General features: G+C 58.3%; 20 protein-coding genes. 1 reads left to right on the forward strand and 19 read right to left on the reverse strand.

The features are described 5' to 3' along the window. The 16 genes from cmk to HMPREF2604_RS04915 form a co-directional block, all read right to left on the reverse strand. Positions 1-702, reverse strand: coding sequence for a (d)CMP kinase (gene cmk / locus HMPREF2604_RS04845; protein WP_070524805.1), 702 nt, complete (start codon positions 700-702; stop codon positions 1-3). After that, positions 702-1,619, reverse strand: a complete 918-nt coding sequence (locus HMPREF2604_RS04850) for a pseudouridine synthase (RefSeq protein WP_070524802.1) — start codon at positions 1,617-1,619, stop codon at positions 702-704. Before HMPREF2604_RS04850 ends, cmk begins: the two co-directional genes overlap by 1 nt. 87 nt (positions 1,620-1,706) lie before the next feature. Continuing rightward, a complete protein-coding gene (scpB, locus tag HMPREF2604_RS04855) occupies positions 1,707-2,321 on the reverse strand; it encodes an SMC-Scp complex subunit ScpB (RefSeq protein WP_070524800.1) in 615 nt (204 codons plus the stop codon). Between the two features lie 16 nt (positions 2,322-2,337). Beyond that, positions 2,338-3,135 (reverse strand): segregation and condensation protein A, encoded by a 798-nt coding sequence (locus tag HMPREF2604_RS13870; RefSeq protein ID WP_070532543.1) that lies wholly within the window; start codon positions 3,133-3,135, stop codon positions 2,338-2,340. Positions 3,136-3,144: 9 nt separating this feature from the next. Beyond that, a complete protein-coding gene (locus HMPREF2604_RS13875) occupies positions 3,145-4,023 on the reverse strand; it encodes a ParA family protein (RefSeq protein ID WP_180952111.1) in 879 nt (292 codons plus the stop codon). A gap of 165 nt (positions 4,024-4,188) precedes the next feature. Next, positions 4,189-5,319, reverse strand: coding sequence for a hypothetical protein (locus HMPREF2604_RS04870; protein WP_070524795.1), 1,131 nt, complete (start codon positions 5,317-5,319; stop codon positions 4,189-4,191). 46 nt (positions 5,320-5,365) lie between these two features. After that, positions 5,366-6,244 (reverse strand): site-specific tyrosine recombinase XerD, encoded by an 879-nt coding sequence (gene xerD, locus HMPREF2604_RS04875; protein WP_070524847.1) that lies wholly within the window; start codon positions 6,242-6,244, stop codon positions 5,366-5,368. Positions 6,245-6,285: 41 nt separating this feature from the next. Then, complete coding sequence (locus HMPREF2604_RS04880; RefSeq protein WP_070524793.1) at positions 6,286-6,924, reverse strand: NUDIX domain-containing protein; 639 nt, start codon at positions 6,922-6,924, stop codon at positions 6,286-6,288. Then, positions 6,925-7,884 carry a copper transporter gene (locus tag HMPREF2604_RS04885; protein WP_070524790.1) on the reverse strand — a complete coding sequence of 320 codons (960 nt, stop codon included), beginning with the start codon at positions 7,882-7,884 and terminating at the stop codon, positions 6,925-6,927. It lies immediately after the preceding gene. Further along, complete coding sequence (steA, locus tag HMPREF2604_RS04890; RefSeq protein ID WP_070524788.1) at positions 7,884-9,068, reverse strand: putative cytokinetic ring protein SteA; 1,185 nt, start codon at positions 9,066-9,068, stop codon at positions 7,884-7,886. The genes HMPREF2604_RS04885 and steA overlap by 1 nt, the downstream gene beginning before the upstream one ends. 26 nt (positions 9,069-9,094) lie before the next feature. Then, positions 9,095-10,771, reverse strand: a complete 1,677-nt coding sequence (gene recN / locus HMPREF2604_RS04895; RefSeq protein WP_070563676.1) for a DNA repair protein RecN — start codon at positions 10,769-10,771, stop codon at positions 9,095-9,097. Between the two features lie 38 nt (positions 10,772-10,809). Next, positions 10,810-11,721 carry an NAD kinase gene (locus HMPREF2604_RS04900; RefSeq protein ID WP_070524783.1) on the reverse strand — a complete coding sequence of 304 codons (912 nt, stop codon included), beginning with the start codon at positions 11,719-11,721 and terminating at the stop codon, positions 10,810-10,812. Further along, a complete protein-coding gene (locus HMPREF2604_RS04905) occupies positions 11,718-12,527 on the reverse strand; it encodes a TlyA family RNA methyltransferase (RefSeq protein WP_070524781.1) in 810 nt (269 codons plus the stop codon). The genes HMPREF2604_RS04900 and HMPREF2604_RS04905 overlap by 4 nt, the downstream gene beginning before the upstream one ends. A 39-nt stretch (positions 12,528-12,566) precedes the next feature. Continuing rightward, complete coding sequence (locus tag HMPREF2604_RS14060) at positions 12,567-12,728, reverse strand: hypothetical protein (RefSeq protein WP_168162987.1); 162 nt, start codon at positions 12,726-12,728, stop codon at positions 12,567-12,569. Next, complete coding sequence (locus HMPREF2604_RS04910; RefSeq protein ID WP_070524845.1) at positions 12,719-13,702, reverse strand: HAD-IIA family hydrolase; 984 nt, start codon at positions 13,700-13,702, stop codon at positions 12,719-12,721. Before HMPREF2604_RS04910 ends, HMPREF2604_RS14060 begins: the two co-directional genes overlap by 10 nt. After that, positions 13,702-14,640 (reverse strand): tetratricopeptide repeat protein, encoded by a 939-nt coding sequence (locus tag HMPREF2604_RS04915; protein ID WP_070524779.1) that lies wholly within the window; start codon positions 14,638-14,640, stop codon positions 13,702-13,704. Before HMPREF2604_RS04915 ends, HMPREF2604_RS04910 begins: the two co-directional genes overlap by 1 nt. A 224-nt stretch (positions 14,641-14,864) precedes the next feature. Between HMPREF2604_RS04915 and HMPREF2604_RS13880 the strand changes: the two genes are divergently transcribed. Next, on the forward strand, positions 14,865-15,185 hold the full coding sequence (locus HMPREF2604_RS13880) for a hypothetical protein (protein WP_141746426.1): 321 nt from the start codon (positions 14,865-14,867) through the stop codon (positions 15,183-15,185). 195 nt (positions 15,186-15,380) lie between these two features. On the opposite strand, the gene HMPREF2604_RS04920 is transcribed toward HMPREF2604_RS13880, so the two are convergent. The 3 genes from HMPREF2604_RS04920 to HMPREF2604_RS04925 are packed head-to-tail and all read right to left on the reverse strand — an operon-like array spanning position 15,381 to position 16,547. After that, on the reverse strand, positions 15,381-15,797 hold the full coding sequence (locus HMPREF2604_RS04920; RefSeq protein WP_070524775.1) for a hypothetical protein: 417 nt from the start codon (positions 15,795-15,797) through the stop codon (positions 15,381-15,383). Beyond that, positions 15,794-16,021 (reverse strand): HNH/ENDO VII family nuclease, encoded by a 228-nt coding sequence (locus tag HMPREF2604_RS14485; RefSeq protein WP_083304457.1) that lies wholly within the window; start codon positions 16,019-16,021, stop codon positions 15,794-15,796. The genes HMPREF2604_RS04920 and HMPREF2604_RS14485 overlap by 4 nt, the downstream gene beginning before the upstream one ends. Positions 16,022-16,040: 19 nt before the next feature. Further along, entirely contained in the window at positions 16,041-16,547 is a 507-nt protein-coding gene (locus HMPREF2604_RS04925) for a hypothetical protein (RefSeq protein ID WP_141746427.1), read from the reverse strand. Positions 16,548-16,857: the final 310 nt, after the last annotated feature.

A 16,857-nucleotide genomic window follows, 5' to 3' on the forward strand; every position in this document is an offset into this window, starting at 1 on the left:
TCAGGCCTCCTGTGCAGCCGATTCTTTGACGACGGCAATGAGAGCGTCAAGGACCTCATCTCGGGTCATCTCGGACGTATCAACGAGTACCGCGTCCTCCGCCGGGCGCAGCGGCGATGTAGCGCGGGAAGAGTCGGCGGCGTCGCGCCGTTCGACGGCGGCAAGCACGGAGTCAAAATCCGAATCAATGCCGGCAGCCAGGTTTTGGTCATGACGGCGCTGTGCTCGGACCTCGGCGCTAGCCGTCATGAAAGCCTTCGCGGGGGCATCGGCAAGAACAACCGTGCCGATATCGCGCCCTTCAACTATCGCGCGGTGAGCCTGGGCGGCAAGCTTACGTTGCAGTTCAACGAGGTTTTGGCGTACTTCCGGAATGGCGGAAACTGCCGAGACATTGCGGGTGACCTCATCTTCTCGGATGACGCGGGAGACATCCTCGCCATCAAAGACGACCATGGTGGAATCTGGATCATCAGACACCTCGAGAGGCAGGTCAGCAGTCGTGGAAATCACCGCCTCAGTATCCGCTGGGTCCACACCCGCGCGCAGCACAGCAAGCGTTGCCACGCGGTACATTGCACCGGTATCGACGTACTTGGCGTCAAGCTTCTTGGCCAGTGCTCGGCACGTCGTGGACTTACCGGTTCCGGAGGGACCGTCAACAGCCAGAATGAGGCCTTGATTGGGCATATTTGAAATCATTACATCCCCACCGCCTTGTACAGGCTGGTCAGTTCGTTGGAGTTCAGTGCACGCAAGGAGCCGGGCTTCATATCACCCAACTGCACCGTGTGGAGTTTGGTGCGCACGAGACGCTGGACCGGATACCCGGCTTCTTTAAGCATGCGGCGCACGATGTGCTTCCGGCCTTCGTGCAACTCGACGCGCACCAGCGAATAGCCCTGGTTCTTGTCCACAATCTGCACATAGTCCGCCTGCGCAAGACCATCGTCCAATTCGATGCCTTCGCGCAGCTGACGAACGAGCTTCTTATCTGCTTCACCAAGGACAGTCGCGAGGTATGTTTTGGTCACCTCATACTTGGGATGCATGAGACGGTTGGCAAGTTCGCCGTCGTTAGTCAATAAGAGAAGGCCCTCGGTATCCGCATCGAGGCGTCCGACATGGAACAAGCGCTGGCCTGCTACCACGCGATCAGCCACGACATCTCCCACGCAAGGACGGCCCATGTCATCCGACATCGTGGACTGCATACCGCGCGGTTTGTTGAGCACGAAGTATTGGGTCTCCTCGTTGACGTTGATGCGTGTGCCATCGACGCGAATCACGTCCGTGTTGGGGTTAACACGAGTGCCCTGCTTGATGATGACCTGGCCGTTGACCTCAACGCGGCCCTCATCGATGAGGATCTCTGCATGGCGGCGCGAAGCAACGCCGGCCTTTGCCAAGACCTTTTGCAGGCGCTCGCCTTGGTTCTGGGAGCCCTTCTTATTTTTACCGTCTACCAGCCAGTCCGCGCCCAAGTCTCGGGCGATAGATTCTGCGGTGGCCTTCTTCTTTACATGCTGATGGCGGGCCGGCTTAGCGTTCGACACGATCATGTCGCTGTCACGCTTTTTCTTTTCCGGTGTGCCATCGCGGCGAGCGGGTGGAGTCACGGGAATGTGTCCTCTCAATAGTTCTTCAATTTGCGGCGCGCGGAAACGCGCCGATGTCCGGCCGCAATCCTACCGCAGACAGCGCCTTTATGAGTAGTCCTCGTCGATCTGCTCGATGTCTGGCAGCAGCGGAGCGAGATCCGGGAGGCGCTCGAGGGAATCAATACCGAGTAGCTCTAGGAAAAGCTCAGTAGTCTCATAGTGATGTGCGTTGCCAGCTGAGGGCTCTGGGCTCTCTATCTCCCGGATGAGCCCCCGCAACATGAGCGTACGAACTACTCCGTCGACGTTGACGCCGCGTACGCCAGCGACTTGGGCTCGGGTGACCGGTTGGCGGTATGCGATAACTGCCAAGGTCTCCAATGCCGCGCGGGAAAGCTTGGTTTGGGTGCCATCGAGAACAAACTGCTCGACGGCATCTGCGTTCTCTTTACGCGTATAAAAGCGCCAGCCCTCCGGTGTCTCACGCAGATCGATGCCGGAGCCGCGCTCGCTCAGCTCGCGCTCTAGTGCACGCAGAGTATCACTGACGACGGTGACCTCCGCATCCAGTACACGGGCCAGCTCCTCCACGCTGGCTGGGGAATCAATAACGAGGAGGATGGACTCCAGGCGTGAGCGCAACTGTGAAATAAGAGGCAAAGCTCCCTGTCGGCTCGGGGCTACGAGGTCGCTGGGGGCCAAGGATGACGTATCGTCCATGACTCGGTAGCCTACCCTAATCCCAGTTTGCCGCCGCGACGACGGCCGGGTCCACGTCGAGCCCGGTCCAGGACAATTCAAGTGGCCCCAAAGACTCTGGTTGGGAAGCATCAACCGCTTTGGCCTTGTAGAGCTCCAGCAACGCCAGGAAACGTCCGACGACCTCCATAGAGATGGTGCAGTCCCTGGTTAAGGCTTCGAAACTCATCCATTGCCCTGTGCCCAGCATCTTGAGCGTCGTGAGGATCTTTCCGGCTTGCTCCGGCACGGAGACAGCAACCTGGTGAATATGGCCTGTGGCAACCTCTTCCGGGGGTTTGGGCCGGAAGACACCAGCTGCGAGTTCGGCGAACGTGGCTGGAGTATGCCCAATCTTGACTGGCGGAAGAAGGTTGCTAAAGCGCTCCTCCATCGCCACCGCACGCGGATAACGCCGCTGGGCCGCGCGCTGCCATTGCGCGAACTGGTCGGCAACCTGCTTATAAGCCTTGTACTGCAGAAGGCGTGCAAAGAGGAGATCGCGAGTCTCCAGGAGCTCAAGATCTTCAAAGTCATCGACTTCGCCACGCGGCAATAATCGAGCGGCCTTCAAATCCAGAAGTGTTGCGGCGATAAGAAGGAACTCCGTGGTTTCATCCAAATCCGCGGTTGCCCCTAAAGCACGCGTATAGGCCACGAACTCATCGGTAACTTCAGACAGCGCCACCTCCGTAACGTCCAGCTTCTTCGCCTGAATCAGCTGCAGCAGCAAGTCGAAAGGGCCCTCAAAATTGCCCAGGGCGATGCGAAAGCCGGTAATCTCCGGTTGGGTCATAATGAGCGACTAGCCGTTAGCTCGCTCGATGACCTCTTTAGCCAGGTCGCGGTACTGCTTGGCTGCCTGGGAGCTGGGAGCCCAGGTAGTAATGGGCTCGCCGGCTACCGACGTCTCTGGGAAACGAACAGTACGTGTAATCACCGTGTCAAAGACCTTGTCCCCGAAATACTCCACCACGCGGTCCATGACCTCCCGGGCGTGGCGGGTGCGGCGATCAAACATGGTAACCAGAATTCCCATGACCTCGAGATCGAAGTTAATGCGGTCCGCTACTTTCTCCACGGTATCGGTCAACAGCGCGAGGCCGCGCAGGGAAAAGAACTCGCACTCCATGGGGATGATAACTCCCTGCGAGCAGGCCAAAGCATTGACCGTGAGCAAGCCCAGTGAAGGCTGGCAGTCAATGATGATGAAGTCATAGTCCTTGCGTACCGGGCGAAGGGCACGAGCCAGGGTATGTTCGCGGCCAACTTCATTGACCATCTGGATCTCAGCGGCGGAGAGGTCGATGTTGGCGGGGACGAGGTCGAGCCCGGCCACACCGGTGTGCACGATAGCGGAATGCACTGAGACTTCGCTATCAAGCATGACGTCATAAATGGTGTCCTGGATCTGGTCGTGGGTCAGGCCTAGGCCGGCCGAAAGAGCACCCTGCGGGTCCAAGTCAACGAGGAGGACTTTACGCCCCAGCTCCGCCAAACACGCGCCCATGTTAATGGTGGACGTGGTTTTTCCGACGCCACCCTTCTGGTTACACATGGAAATAATCGTGGCGGGACCATGCTTTTCCAATGGCTCCGGTTCCGGAAGCTCCCGCAGTGGGCGGCCGGTTAACCCGACCTGTGCTTCCGAGGCCTCAAACAGTCCCTCGTCGCTCACAGTCACACCTGCTTCCTTGACCTGTACGGCCCCTTTGCGGTCTTTCCGCTTCGGCTTTGCAGCAACACGCGGCGCCGCATTCTTACATCCTTGTGATTATAGGGTACCCCGTGGGTGCCTGCGCCGCGATTATAGCTAAGGAAAACCGGTGAATAAAGTCCATGGCCTAGATTAGGCGTCCTCCTGTGCTCCCTTCGACCGGCGTCCCTTAAGCGCGAGCCACACGATGAGCGCGATAACTCCGAGGCCCGCGATACCTGCTGCAAGTGCGCCAACTCCAAGCCCCGAGTCTCCTTGTTCCTCTCCCCCGGCCTTGTCAGCTGCATCAGAATCCAGCTGCTGCTCCGCAGGCACCTCACTCGCGCTCTCACGGGTTGGATCGGTAAGCGTCACTACCAGCTCAGCGGACTGAGTGTCCTTGTTCACGAATTGCATGATGAAAGGATTGTCCGGCTCCGCCCCCTCTGGGTAGGTCAGGGTCATGGTGCGCGAGCCTTTGTCGATCTCCCGTTTGACCCCCTCTACGAACTCGCCTTCCGCGTTGAGGTAGCGCAGCGTGACTCCGTCATCCTCAAGGTGCTTGAAGCGGTTGTACAGGTCGAGAGCCTGTTTGAGCCCAAGCTTGGCAGTGATTGTTTGGCCGTCAATCGTGGATTCCAGGTTCACATAGGAAGTATTCGAATCATCAATTCCTTCCCACCCGCGGCCTGTTCGCGGAGGAGGCACGTGGCCTTGAGCAGAGCCATCCGCAGCGGACGCCGAGCCATCGGCGGGATGCTGTCCTCCGTTCTGCTCACCACCACCTGCGCTGTCATCGGAGTTCTCGCTCCCCGCCGGTCCCCCGTTGCCCCCGGGATTGTCCGGGTTCTCGTGGTCCTGCTGCTCACCGCCGAGCTGGCCCGGATCCCCGTTCTCAGCTGCGTCGTTGAGATCATCGGCAGTAACGTCGGCGTCGGCCACGAGCACGATGGTCATGGTCACGCCTTGGTAGGTCACCGGCACACTGATTTGTCCTCCCGCGGGTGGTGCGGTCACCGTAGCGCTGCCGCCAGAAGCAGTGACGTTCCAACCATCGGAGGCCACGTTGACGTCGACAGGAACTGGCAGCGAAACGGTCGTCGTCTGACCAGCCGGCACCGGAATGGTGGCGTCTTGTGCAGAGGCGGCGGCCGTACCGAACCCTGGCAGCACCCCAGTTGCGCTCACGATGTCCGACGCGACGCCGGAAAGGGAACCTACGGAGAGCACGGAAGCTAGCGCAACCGCTCGATAGGTTTGGGACAAAGAAGTGGTTGAAGCCATAAATATCCTTTTCATTAGGTTGAAGTCGTGACGATTCTAGGCGCTCTTAAGCGCGTGGATGGGCAGTGCGCCACACTTCGCGGAGTGAATCCGCAGTGACGTGGGTATAAATCTGTGTCGTCGTCACGGAAGAATGCCCCAAGAGCTCCTGTACGGTACGCACATCAGCCCCGCCCTCGAGCAGATGGGTGGCAAATGAGTGACGCAGTGTATGCGGAGAGATTTTAGTACTTAGGTGGGCGCGCTGCGCTGCGGTCTTGATCACGGCCCAGGCGCTTTGCCGCGATAAAGACTTGCCCCGAGTATTGAGGAACAGGGCGTGAGAGGCTCCCGTAGCCAGCACAGGGCGGGCACGCACGAGGTAGTTCTCCACCGCTGTCACCGCATGTGAACCCAGCGGAACTAGCCGTTGCTTATCGCCCTTGCCGCTCAACAACACAATGTCACGAACTGAAGCACTCCCCTCACCCGTCACATCGTCCACATTTAGCGCGATGATTTCGGAGATACGTGCGCCCGTACCATACAGCATCTCCAATAGAGCGCGATCTCGGATATCAATGGGCGTTGCAGTATCTCCGCTAGGGATGGCATCGAGGAGTGCCTCCACATCCTCCACGCTGAGAGTCTCCGGCAGCGGTTGCGCCCGCTTGGGTGGGGAAACCTCCGCCGCGACGTCTTCCTCAATCATCCCCTCGGCCAGGGCAAACTTATGCAACCCTCGAGCGACAACCAAAGCGCGACTAGCAGAGGACTGCGCAAGATTCTTACGCAAGTAAACGAGGTAGTTCTCCACGTGCGAGCGGGTTACGTGGCGCAAATCCGTGATCCCAGATTCCGCAAGCCAATTAACGTAACGGTTAATGTCTCGACGGTAATTACTTACCGTATTCTTCGAGGCACCTTTTTCCACCATGAGGTGCATCAACCAAGCTTGTCCGGCGGCTGCGGCGGGGTTAGAGGGCGTCACAGCTGCTTAAGATCCGGACCCGGGCGCCGGTGCGCGATCGATTCCGGGCGCAGCTCGAAAGGAGAGTCAACTGAGCGCGGGGTGGCATCCCCACGCACGCAGACAAATGCCGCAAGGATTCCTGCCACCGCAATGGAGTTCACAATCTCCCCCACCAGGATGCGCTCGACAGCCTCCGCAAGGGGAACCCATGCAAAGCCCATGTCAGCTTCCTCGTCGCCTTCGGCGTTGAGTTTGGGCACGCTCGACAGGCCTCGCGCCAAGAACACGCGCACGGCTTCCTCGCAGAATCCCGGGGAGGTCACCAGATCAGTCAACACTGCCCATTCCTCGGCGACCAGGCCGGCCTCTTCCTGGAGCTCGCGTTGCGCGCCGCCTAGCTCGTCTTCGCCCTTCACATCGAGCAAGCCGGCCGGCAGCTCCCACAGACGCTTACCGACGCTATGCCGGTACTGCTCCACCATGGCGATACGGTTGTTCTCATCCAACGCCACAACGGCCACAGCACCAAGGTGCTCGACAACTTCTCGCTGAGCAATAACCTCCCCCGGCATGACGACATCATCGCGGCGGACGGCGATGATGGGGGCGTCGACAAGCAGCTCGGTTCCCACCGTACGAAAATGGTGTGACATCTAGAGATCCTTCGGCAGCGCCGGCGCTGCGCTGTCAGCATTCGCCGCAGAACCATACACACCGTGGCCACCATCGAGTTGTTCCTTCACGGCTAAAACACTGGCCATCTGGGACACCGGGTGATCAATGGAGTCCACGGTGCTGATCTTCGTCTTGTCGGCTCGGAGTTTATCCAAGACGCCGTCGTCACCGGCGGATTCCACGCGCCCGGCATAAACCATCGCGGTATCCACCGAATCAAAACCTTCTAGGAAGTTGACCGTCGTATCAATGGCGTACTTCGCAGCAGCACTGTCGTCTTCCTCTCCCGGGGTCATGCCTCCGCCCACGACGACCACGGCCTGAGCAGGAAGAATAGTGCCATCCTTGTAGTCGATGTAGCCGGCATCGCGCAGAGCCCGCAAAAGGGTCGCGCGATCATCAACTGATGCAAGCGGCTCGGTGGTCTCAGCATCCATCATCAACCCCGCCGCAAGTGCCTGACCAGCATGTGTGCCGGCATCAATCTTCTTTTTATCGAGCTTCGCTCCCGCCGGCAACGTGGTGGTAACGAGGGACAAAAGCTTGTCCGCGGATTCTTGGGCTACAAACTTCTCAGTCAGCTTGATGCTTCCTGCATCGGTGGAATCTGCAGAACCCAGCAAATCCTTGACGGCCTTGACGTCGGCGTCGTCGGCATCGGGCATACTCACAACCATGACCGGGCGCTGCGCCAAGGAACCATCCACCACGTATCGGCCGAGATCTCCCATAACGGAATCAGCAGAGTCTAGCTGGGCCTCCGCGATGTTGTTGTCAAGAACCAGCTTTCCGTATTTCTCGCGCACCTCACTGGTCGATTCACCCCCGGGACCCGATCCGGAATCCATGTTTGGAGCAATCACCAGCGTGCCCAACGCAATGCCAAGGGCTGCGCCGAAACCGAGGCCGGTGATAATGAGGGACTTAGGCGACATCATTACTTAAACCACTCCTGCACGCTTAACGCGAAGTTATTCCAGGTATCGATCAGGTTCTGGAGGAAGGATTCATCGCCGCCCAAGCCGACGATCAAAATAACGACGGCAAGTGCTACGAGGATGCCAAGCAGCGCCCACAGCCATCCCATAGCTCCGGAATTTGGCGCGGAATAAAGGTTGATAACAGCGTCCGCATCCACCAGGCGCGTGCCCGCCTTCATGTGGCACAGCAAAGCCGCGGGCGTAGCATTCGGCTCGTTAGCAAAGATGTCGTCGAGGTCGAGGGATCCGCCAACCTGAACAATCATCTGAGCCTCGTGGTAGTCCGCAAGCAACAGCGCGAGATCGGTAGCTGAATCCGTAGCGGCAGGGAAGGTCATCGCACCAATCCCCAAATCCTGAATGCGCTCGAGCCCGTCAGCAGTACCGTCCGGTTCGGCGGGGAGAATAACCTGGGCACCGCTGCGCAGGGTTTCCGAGCTCACCTCGGAGGGGTTACCCACGATGAAGTGAGGCTGGTACCCCAGCTCGACCAGGGTGTCCGCGGCAGCATCCACGCCGATAATGATGGGTTCATACTCGCGGATAAAGTTGCGCAGGAGCGTCAGCTTCTTGCGGTGTTCCTCAGTGGGCGAGACCACGAGAACTTTGCGCCCGGCCATGACGGACCCTGCATCGGGAACACCCAGGCCATCGATGAGCAGCGGACCTTCAGAATGAATGAACTCAATGGAGTTACCGAAATATGCCTCCATATGATCGATGAGTTCCTGCTGGGCAGAAGCAAAATTCTTCTCCGCCCGGTCGCGGGTAACCACCGTTCCCGAAGAAAGCTGGGTATCGCCCGCAAAAATGGCGCCGTCTTCGGTCAGACGCGCCTTCTTTCCATCCTTGAAATTGTCCACAAAATCTTGGCCTACGCCCTCGATGAGGGTGACATCGGCGTCGAGAAGCATGTGGGGTCCATAATTCGGGATAGAACCAGTGGAGAACTCCGCGACGTTGATCACGGCGGCCGGCTTCATATCCACGAGGGTCTGGGCCTCTTGGCGGGAGATATTGGCGGCGTTGATGACTGCGAAGTCACCAGCGCTAAACTTCTTCATGCCCTTGCCACCCGGGGTGCAATCACGCAGCGCGCCGTGTTCTCCAGGCAGATCGGTATTACGGGAAAACAGACTCATGTCTGACAGTTTCCCCTGTTAGGGGCTCAAGGTGTGGAAGGCGCGCGGAAAGTCTCGACTTCTGCTTGAGCCCTATCGAAGAGCTCTTGTGCATGCGCGCGGCCCGTCTCGGTGTCATCGAGGCCAGCGAGCATACGCGCGAGCTCCTCAACGCGCTCCTCGGCGGCCAGATCCGCAACACCCGACGTGAATTTCTCCTTCGACACGTGCAAGTGTGAGTCCGCATAGGCGGCCACTTGCGGCAGGTGGGTGACACAAATGACCTGGTTGGTGGTGGACAGCCGCGCTAGACGACGCCCAATCTCCACCGCCGCGCGGCCACCGACGCCGGCATCCACCTCGTCGAAGACCAAGGTGGTCCCGTCGCCGCTGGCCAAAACTACCTCCATGGCCAGCATGACGCGCGAGAGCTCACCGCCCGAGGCCGCAGAAGCCAGGGGCTTACCGTTGAGTTGAAATTCGACCTCATCCGCGCCGGACTTGGAGTACTTCGTTTTCTTGACGGCGGCCGTCAAGATGGAGTTCGGCATGGCCAGACCATGAATTTCCTCGGTAACCTGAGCCCCGAGCTTCTTCGCGGCCTTGGTGCGAGCGGCAGTGAGCTTTTCGGCTTTGGACACCATCGTCTTTTCGGCCTCCATTACCTCCTTCTTTAAGGCCTCGAGGGCCTCGGTAGAGGTATCCAACGTAGCGAGTTTGGCCTCAGCGGCATCCCGCCAGGCCAAGACTCCATCGATATCAGCAGCATATTTGCGGGTAAGCCGCTTGAGCTCCTGTTGGCGCTGTAGGGATTCCTCGAGGAGGTTGGGATCGGCGGGTAGATCGCTCAAATACGTCGTGAGCTCGGCAGCGATATCGGTCAATTGCGCGGTGACTTCGCTAACGCGCTCCCCTAGGCGAGCGAGCTCGGTATCACTTGCCCCAGCGAGTGCTGATTCGGCGGCGCCGACAAGATTGACGGCGGTGTCCTCATCCCCAAATCCTTCGCCCCCATCCAGAGCGCTGAGAGCGGTGGCTGCGCCCTCACGCAAAGCATCAACATCTTGCAAGCGCTTAATAAGGGTCACGAGTTCGGCATCTTCGCCTGGTTGCGGATCGAGCTCGGAAATTTCCTTAATAGCGAACTGCAACCTGTCAACTTCCTGCGCCATCTCGCGCCGTGATTCCGTACGACGCTGATAGTCCTTAGCCAACGCGCGCCAGTGGCTAAACGCATCGGTATATGCGGTGCGAACCTTGTCAATCGCAGGTTCAAAGCGATCGATCGCTGCCAATTGTTGATCGGCAGATAGCAAACGCAGCTGGTCGTTCTGACCGTGCACAGTAATCAGGTGGGAGGCGAACTCCCCCAATGTCGCCGCTGGCACTGAACGCCCACCCAAGTAGGCGCGTGAGCGTCCCGCCGCCGACACCGTGCGGGAGGCAATGAACTCGCCGTTTTCATCTGGCTCACCGCCTGATTCTTCGACTACCTTCGCTACGGCAAGAGAACTGGAAGAAAAATGCCCTTCTACGGCTGCTTTCGCGGCGCCATCGCGCACACGTGATGCATCCGCGCGACCGCCGGCGAGAAGGCGTAGGCCGGTTACCACCATGGTCTTACCAGCGCCGGTTTCGCCGGTGAGCACGGTGAGTCCTGGCGATAGTTCCGCTGCGGAGCTTTCAATCACGCCGAGGTCAGAGATGCTGATATCAACGAGCACGGTGAGCTATCTTCCTTCCTGAATACGCACTAAACAACCTAGTGACGCGGCCCGCGCCAACCTTCCACGGGGAGGCGCAGCTTGGACACCAGACGATCAGTGAATGGCTGCTGATCTAGACGTACCCAGCGCACCGGCCTTTCACCACGAACGACCTCCGCGCGCGAACCTGGAGGCATCGAGACTTCCCGGAAGCCGTCAAGGATAACCACAGCCGGAGTCGTCGCCGACGCCGATTCCACCGCGACTTGCGAATCCGGAGACACCACGAGCGGTTTGGTAAACAAGGCATGCGCGTTGTTTGGCACAACCAGGATGGCATCAAGAGAAGGCCACAGAACTGGCCCGCCGGCGGAGAAGGCATAGGCCGTGGATCCAGTCGGAGTGGAGATGAGCACGCCATCGCAACCAAAAGCAGATACCGGGCGCCCATCCACCTCGAGGATGGCGTCCAGCACCCCCGAGCGGTTGAGATTCTCAATCGACGCCTCATTGAGCGCCCAGCTACGCTCACGCAGTTTCCCGTCAGCATCGAACACGGTGACGTCGATAGTAAGCCGATCTTCGACCTCATAGGATTGCTCGATAACTCGCACCAACGCGCGGTCGAGCGACTCCGCTTCCCACTCGGCCAGGAAGCCGACGTGGCCCAGGTTTATTCCAAGCACGGGAACATCGACGGCGCGCGCCATATCTGCCGCGCGCAAAAATGTGCCATCGCCACCAAGAACCAGCACCAATTCACAACCTTCGGCAGCAGCTGGCGTATGCCGAACATGCTGCAGGCCCGGAAGGACGGTATCCGCTGCGCACACGCGCACCTTGATGCCTGCCTCCTGGAGCAGCTCCGCCGCGCGATGCGTAGCGGCAAGATTATCCGCGCGGCTCGCGTGCGGAACAAGAAGAATTTCGCGGCGGTTGGTGCCCTCCGCGGCGACACTACTGCTCACTGGGGTCCTTCCTTGATAGCCGTCTCGATCATTGCATCAAGCCTATCTTCCGGGGTGGACAATCCATCCTTGACCAACCAAAGGAAGTACTCAACATTGCCGCTTGGTCCAGGTAACGGCGATGCTGCCACGCCTTTCACGCTGAGCCCGAGCCCCTGAGCGAAGATAGCGACATCCTTGGTTACTTCCGCCCGTAGCTCAGGAGAGCGCACCACACCACCGGACCCTATCCGGTCTTTGCCCACCTCAAACTGTGGTTTGACCATGGGCAATAGCCACGCGCCATCAGCCATGCACGATGCAATCGCTGGCAGTACAAGCTTCAGGGAAATAAACGATAGGTCACCAACCATGGCGTCGCAGGGACCATTCGTGTGCTCAAGTGTCAGGTGGCGAATGTTAGTGCGGTCGAGCACCGTAACCCGTTCGTCATTCTGCAAACGCCACAACAACTGCCCGTAGCCCACATCGACAGATAGCACCTCCGCGGCACCGCGGCGCAGGCACACATCGGTAAAGCCGCCAGTCGACGCCCCCGCGTCCAACACACGCTTTCCCCTAAGATCGACGTCGAAAGCCTCGAGAGCGCCAAGGAGCTTGTGCGCGCCACGCGAAGCCCAATCATCCCCCTCGCTGGCCTCAACCTTGATAGATACCTCGGGCTCAACCACCGTCGCGGGCTTCATCGCCTTGAAGCCCCCGACGGTCACGCGGCCGGCCTTGATCATCTCAACGGCTTGTTCCCGTGAGCGCGCAATCTTTCGGCGCACTAGCTCCGCGTCGAGACGGCGGCGTTGCGGTGGCATGAAAAGCTCCTCTTCCCTTAGAATCCTCGACGGTCAGCGCTAATTGTCTTGGAGCGCATCCCGCAGCACAGTATGAGCGCGATCCAGCTGAACAAGTTCTTGTTCAAGGCTCTCAGCTGGTTCATTGAGAATCTCCGCGAGCGACGCATCCAGCTTCTCGGGAGCCAAAACCGCGCGCGGGTCATGAGGCTTTACCGCCATGTAGACACAACCCTCTCCGCGGCTTCACTCCGTGGCTGAATGTAGCGAGGCGGCTCAGCACCGGCCCAGGCAACTTCGAGGACAGTGCGCAGCGCCTCGATCGACGTCGATTTCTCGTTCCCGCCTTGAAGAACAATGTCGTAGCCGTCAAACCGTGCCCGGAAGCCTCCCTGGGAACCTGGGCGCGCCTGTGCGGCCGATAAGGAGAGCTCGTGGAATCCTGCACCAATGAAATCAGGGCGTTCCTCCGCAGTAGCTTCAATCAGAGCAAGCTCCCGGGACACTCCTGTAAGGACGTGGAAGGTATCCATTGCAGCGTTGTTGCCGCCAACAATGTCCGTGTCAAGGCGGTCCCCTACAGCTAGAGGCTTCGTCGAGCCCACGAGCTTAGCTGCTTGAGTGAACATAGCGGGTTCCGGCTTACCTGCCGAAATAGGTTCTACGCCGGTAGTTGAAACGATAGCTGCGACTAGCGAGCCGTTGCCCACAGCCATTCCGCGCTCCGTCGGAAGAGACGTATCCAGGTTGGAGGCAAAGAACTTTGCGCCGTGATTAATTGCCAACGCGCCTTCGGAGAGCTGCTCCCAGCCCACCGACTTGTCCATACCTTGCAGGACCGCGGCGGGCTTATCGTCGGCACTGTGTACAACATCGAAACCCGCCTCACGCGCCAGTGAACGGAATGAGTCCGCGCCGATGACGAGGACTTTCGCGCCTGCCGGAAGTTCCTCACGAGCGATCTTGACTACGGCTTGCGCAGAGGTAACAACGTGTTGCGCATCCGTCTCCAAGCCGATCTCGCCGAGCATACCGGCTACGGTTTGGGGGCTTCGGGATGCATTGTTCGTGACATAAACTGCAGGAATACCGCAGGAATTCACCACGTCGACGACACACTGGAGAGCCTGTCCGCCCTCCCATACTGTTCCGTCGAGATCGAGGAGCAATGAATCATGGGTTTTGAGAATACTCATTATTTGCACTCGGCCAGACGCTCTGCAGCGTCGGTCCAGTCTCCTTCATCGATGTCAATCGCGTGCTGGAACCACTCCCGGGCCTCTTCCTTGCGGCCAGCCTCCAACAAAGCATTGGCATAGGCGTAGGAAAGGCGGCATGCCGAGAATCCCGTGGAATCCTTAGAAGGCTTTGCGCGTTGGATGGTAACTACGGCGGAATCTGCCTGCCCCATGTCCAATCGCGCCCCTGCAGCAACGATAGCCAACTCGATCGCGTCCTCCGCCGCGAGTTCCTTGGCCTCCTCGCCGCGCCACAAATCAACAGCCTTTTCTGGGCGCCCGAGGCCTCGCTCGCAATCAGCCATGACGGCGAGCAGCCCAGGGCCACCGGAAATGCGGCGCGCTGCACGCAGCTCCGCAAGGGCTTCCTTCCACTCTCCAGCCCTATATGCAGCGATTCCGTTCATTTCACGGACGACTGATACACGTCCGGCACGGTCTTTGGCAGCACGTGCATGGCGTAGCGATAGTTGGGGGTCGTCCTCAAGCCACGTTGCCGCCATGATGAGGTGTTTAGCAACGGCTTCGGAGTTTTCCTTGGAGAGCGACGAAAGATCCTGAAGTACCGAAGGATCAAGATCCGTAATGTCGATATCAGATGGCAGGTCTGGATCTGTCATACGACGATTGATGCGCTCCTCACGGTAGCCTGAACGCTGTGGGTGCGAGACCTTGTTTTTGCCGCTGCCATGGCCATTGCGGTCGTTGCGGCGAGGTTTAGCGCCTGCGCGGCCACCTCGGCGGTCGTCTCGGCGATCACCGCGACGCTCTTCTCGACGCCCCGCTGCGCCGCCGTGCTTCTCAAACTTGCGGCCCCCAGAGCCGTAGTGCCCACGGTTGCCTTCTGCGGAACCTTCGCGGCCACGGCCGTGGTTACGGGAGTTGGATTCAGACATTAAAGCCATGCACTTTCTGCGGTAGACGTGTCCGTATGTACCGAACCAGTCTACAGGTCACGGCCCCAGAAACGGCAATACGAACCAACTGCTAGTGAAGTGCCCCACAACCTACGGTCCCAGTTCGGCGACTACACACTATTCGGCGGCCAGGCAACCTCACCCAAACGCCACTCATCACACACGCACTCTAATCCCGCAGCCACCTGCGAAGAGCTAAGTCCATGCTCTACGCTTCCGTGCTCCAATGGCATACCACGGACGACTGCCCAAAAGGTCCAACCGTTGTTGCGCATGGCGTTAAGACGAATCCTTTCGGCATCCCGGGCCAGGGCTACGCCCTGCATACCCATCCGGTTTGGGCTAACTCCTTCGACGCACACTTCAATGCAACGGGAATCGCCATTTGGAGCGAGAACAAGACCCTTCGTCGCATACAGGTAGTGCTTCTTTCCTGTTCGGGGGTGCCCTTCACTACAGAAGAAACTGCCCAAGAACACAGGGTAGAAGTCAATCCAACCATTGTTCCAGGCGAGGCGAATTAGACACGTGAACGGGCCTGACCCCCGGAAAGTAGACACGTCGGGGGTTAGCTATGCTGCTTGGGTTGGTGTAGCTGATGTGAGTGCTTCGAAGTCATTGGCGGTTAGAAGGCCGCACCAGGAGTGCCGTCTGTGCCACTTTCCGATCATTTAGTACGTCGTTAATTCATCCAGTTGAGCCGGGCTCGCAAAGCCTGTTTATCCGTAGCTGTGAACCCACTCCTCGAATGTCTTGAAGGGGCCTTCAACGTAGTCCTTTTCTTGAAAATCGTACATTCCACATATAACCGACCCATTGGGCTTCTGTTCGAAGACGCCCCAGACAAAACCGTCATCATAGGCTACTGGGAAGAAGCGTTTTGAATCGACAAGATCGACTGACCGGAAATCTTCTAGAAACCCTTCGAAGGCGTTTTCATAGACTCCGTATGGGGCAGGTGTGAAGAAAACTAACGATGGCGGAGAAAAGGCCGTGTAATGCTTCCAGAATTGGAAGTATTGTTCGGGAATCCAAGATGGAGCCACCGACTTCAGCTGAGACAGTTCACTTTTACTTAGTCCGTGGCCGTACAAGTATGAGAGTAGCTTATCTGAGAGTTTTTTCTGACCGGTCATAGGTAGTCCAATGCCTTTTCTTTCCAGTATGTGTGTCTCCACTCCCTAAAGGATGCGCGGGCGTCAAGGGTTACATCTGTTGGAAACCCGCTCCCATTCATTCTGTGGAATAAAGGGAGAACTTTAGCGTTTTCTGTGTGCATCTGTTTTGTAATTTCTACTACAGCTGTTCGATCATCTTGGCCGATATGGTGCAAATTCACCGGGTTTCGATCTATCCCCATAGGGGCGCGCCATGCCTCATTAAATCGACATTGTTGCCAATTCCACCACCAACTTCCCGGGGAAGGCACACCTCTTTGTGCGGATTGAATACCTGTCTACCAGTCTGTTGATACACAACACCCACTGACGCGCGACAACACATAAGTGACAACACAACAACGCGCCAAGAAAGAACGCAAGCAGCCACGAGATATCAAAGCCATTTAGCAGAAGAGCGAAGAGGAAAATGCAGGCCGAGGCCACGACCATAATGACTAAGAACAGCAAACCGCCGAGCCCATCACGTACCTGCGGTATTAGCCCCTTCGACAAAAATGTCTCGAGAAACCTGGAAGAGGAAGGAGCGCCATTCTGTGTGCTGAAGCGCACGGACTTCAGGTCCTTGAGGAAGGCCGCGTTGTAGGAATGAGAGAACGTAGCTGACGTTTGGCTGAACCGCATCGCGTACTCCTTACTTTCCCGCCAAGGCACTGATATGAAGGATTCTAATAAGCCGATGCGCTCAAGGCGCGGTGCAAGAAGCATCTTCTCTGCTGCATGAGCCTTTGGTCGAACGTCTCACTCCTCCATCTGAATGGATATATGCTCCGGAATCTTGAAGCTGGGCTGGTGTGTTTATGTGTGGGCATTAGTGCAGACCTGGAAGTGCATTCTCGCAGGTCGCCGATCCTGGCCCCTTGGTGCTTGACGACGCCTACTTGCAGGTCTGTATTTTCAGGTCTGTACTTGTAGGCTGTATGCGAAAACGACGAAGGAGCCCGTCACCGTTGAGTTGTTGCTCAAGGGTGACGGGCTTGTTTGTATTGAGTTGTTTGTTGTTGTTTGGTGTCGGCGG

Origin of the sequence: Corynebacterium sp. HMSC055A01 (assembly GCF_001809405.1) — a bacterium.
Taxonomy (GTDB): Bacteria; Actinomycetota; Actinomycetes; order Mycobacteriales; family Mycobacteriaceae; genus Corynebacterium; species Corynebacterium hesseae.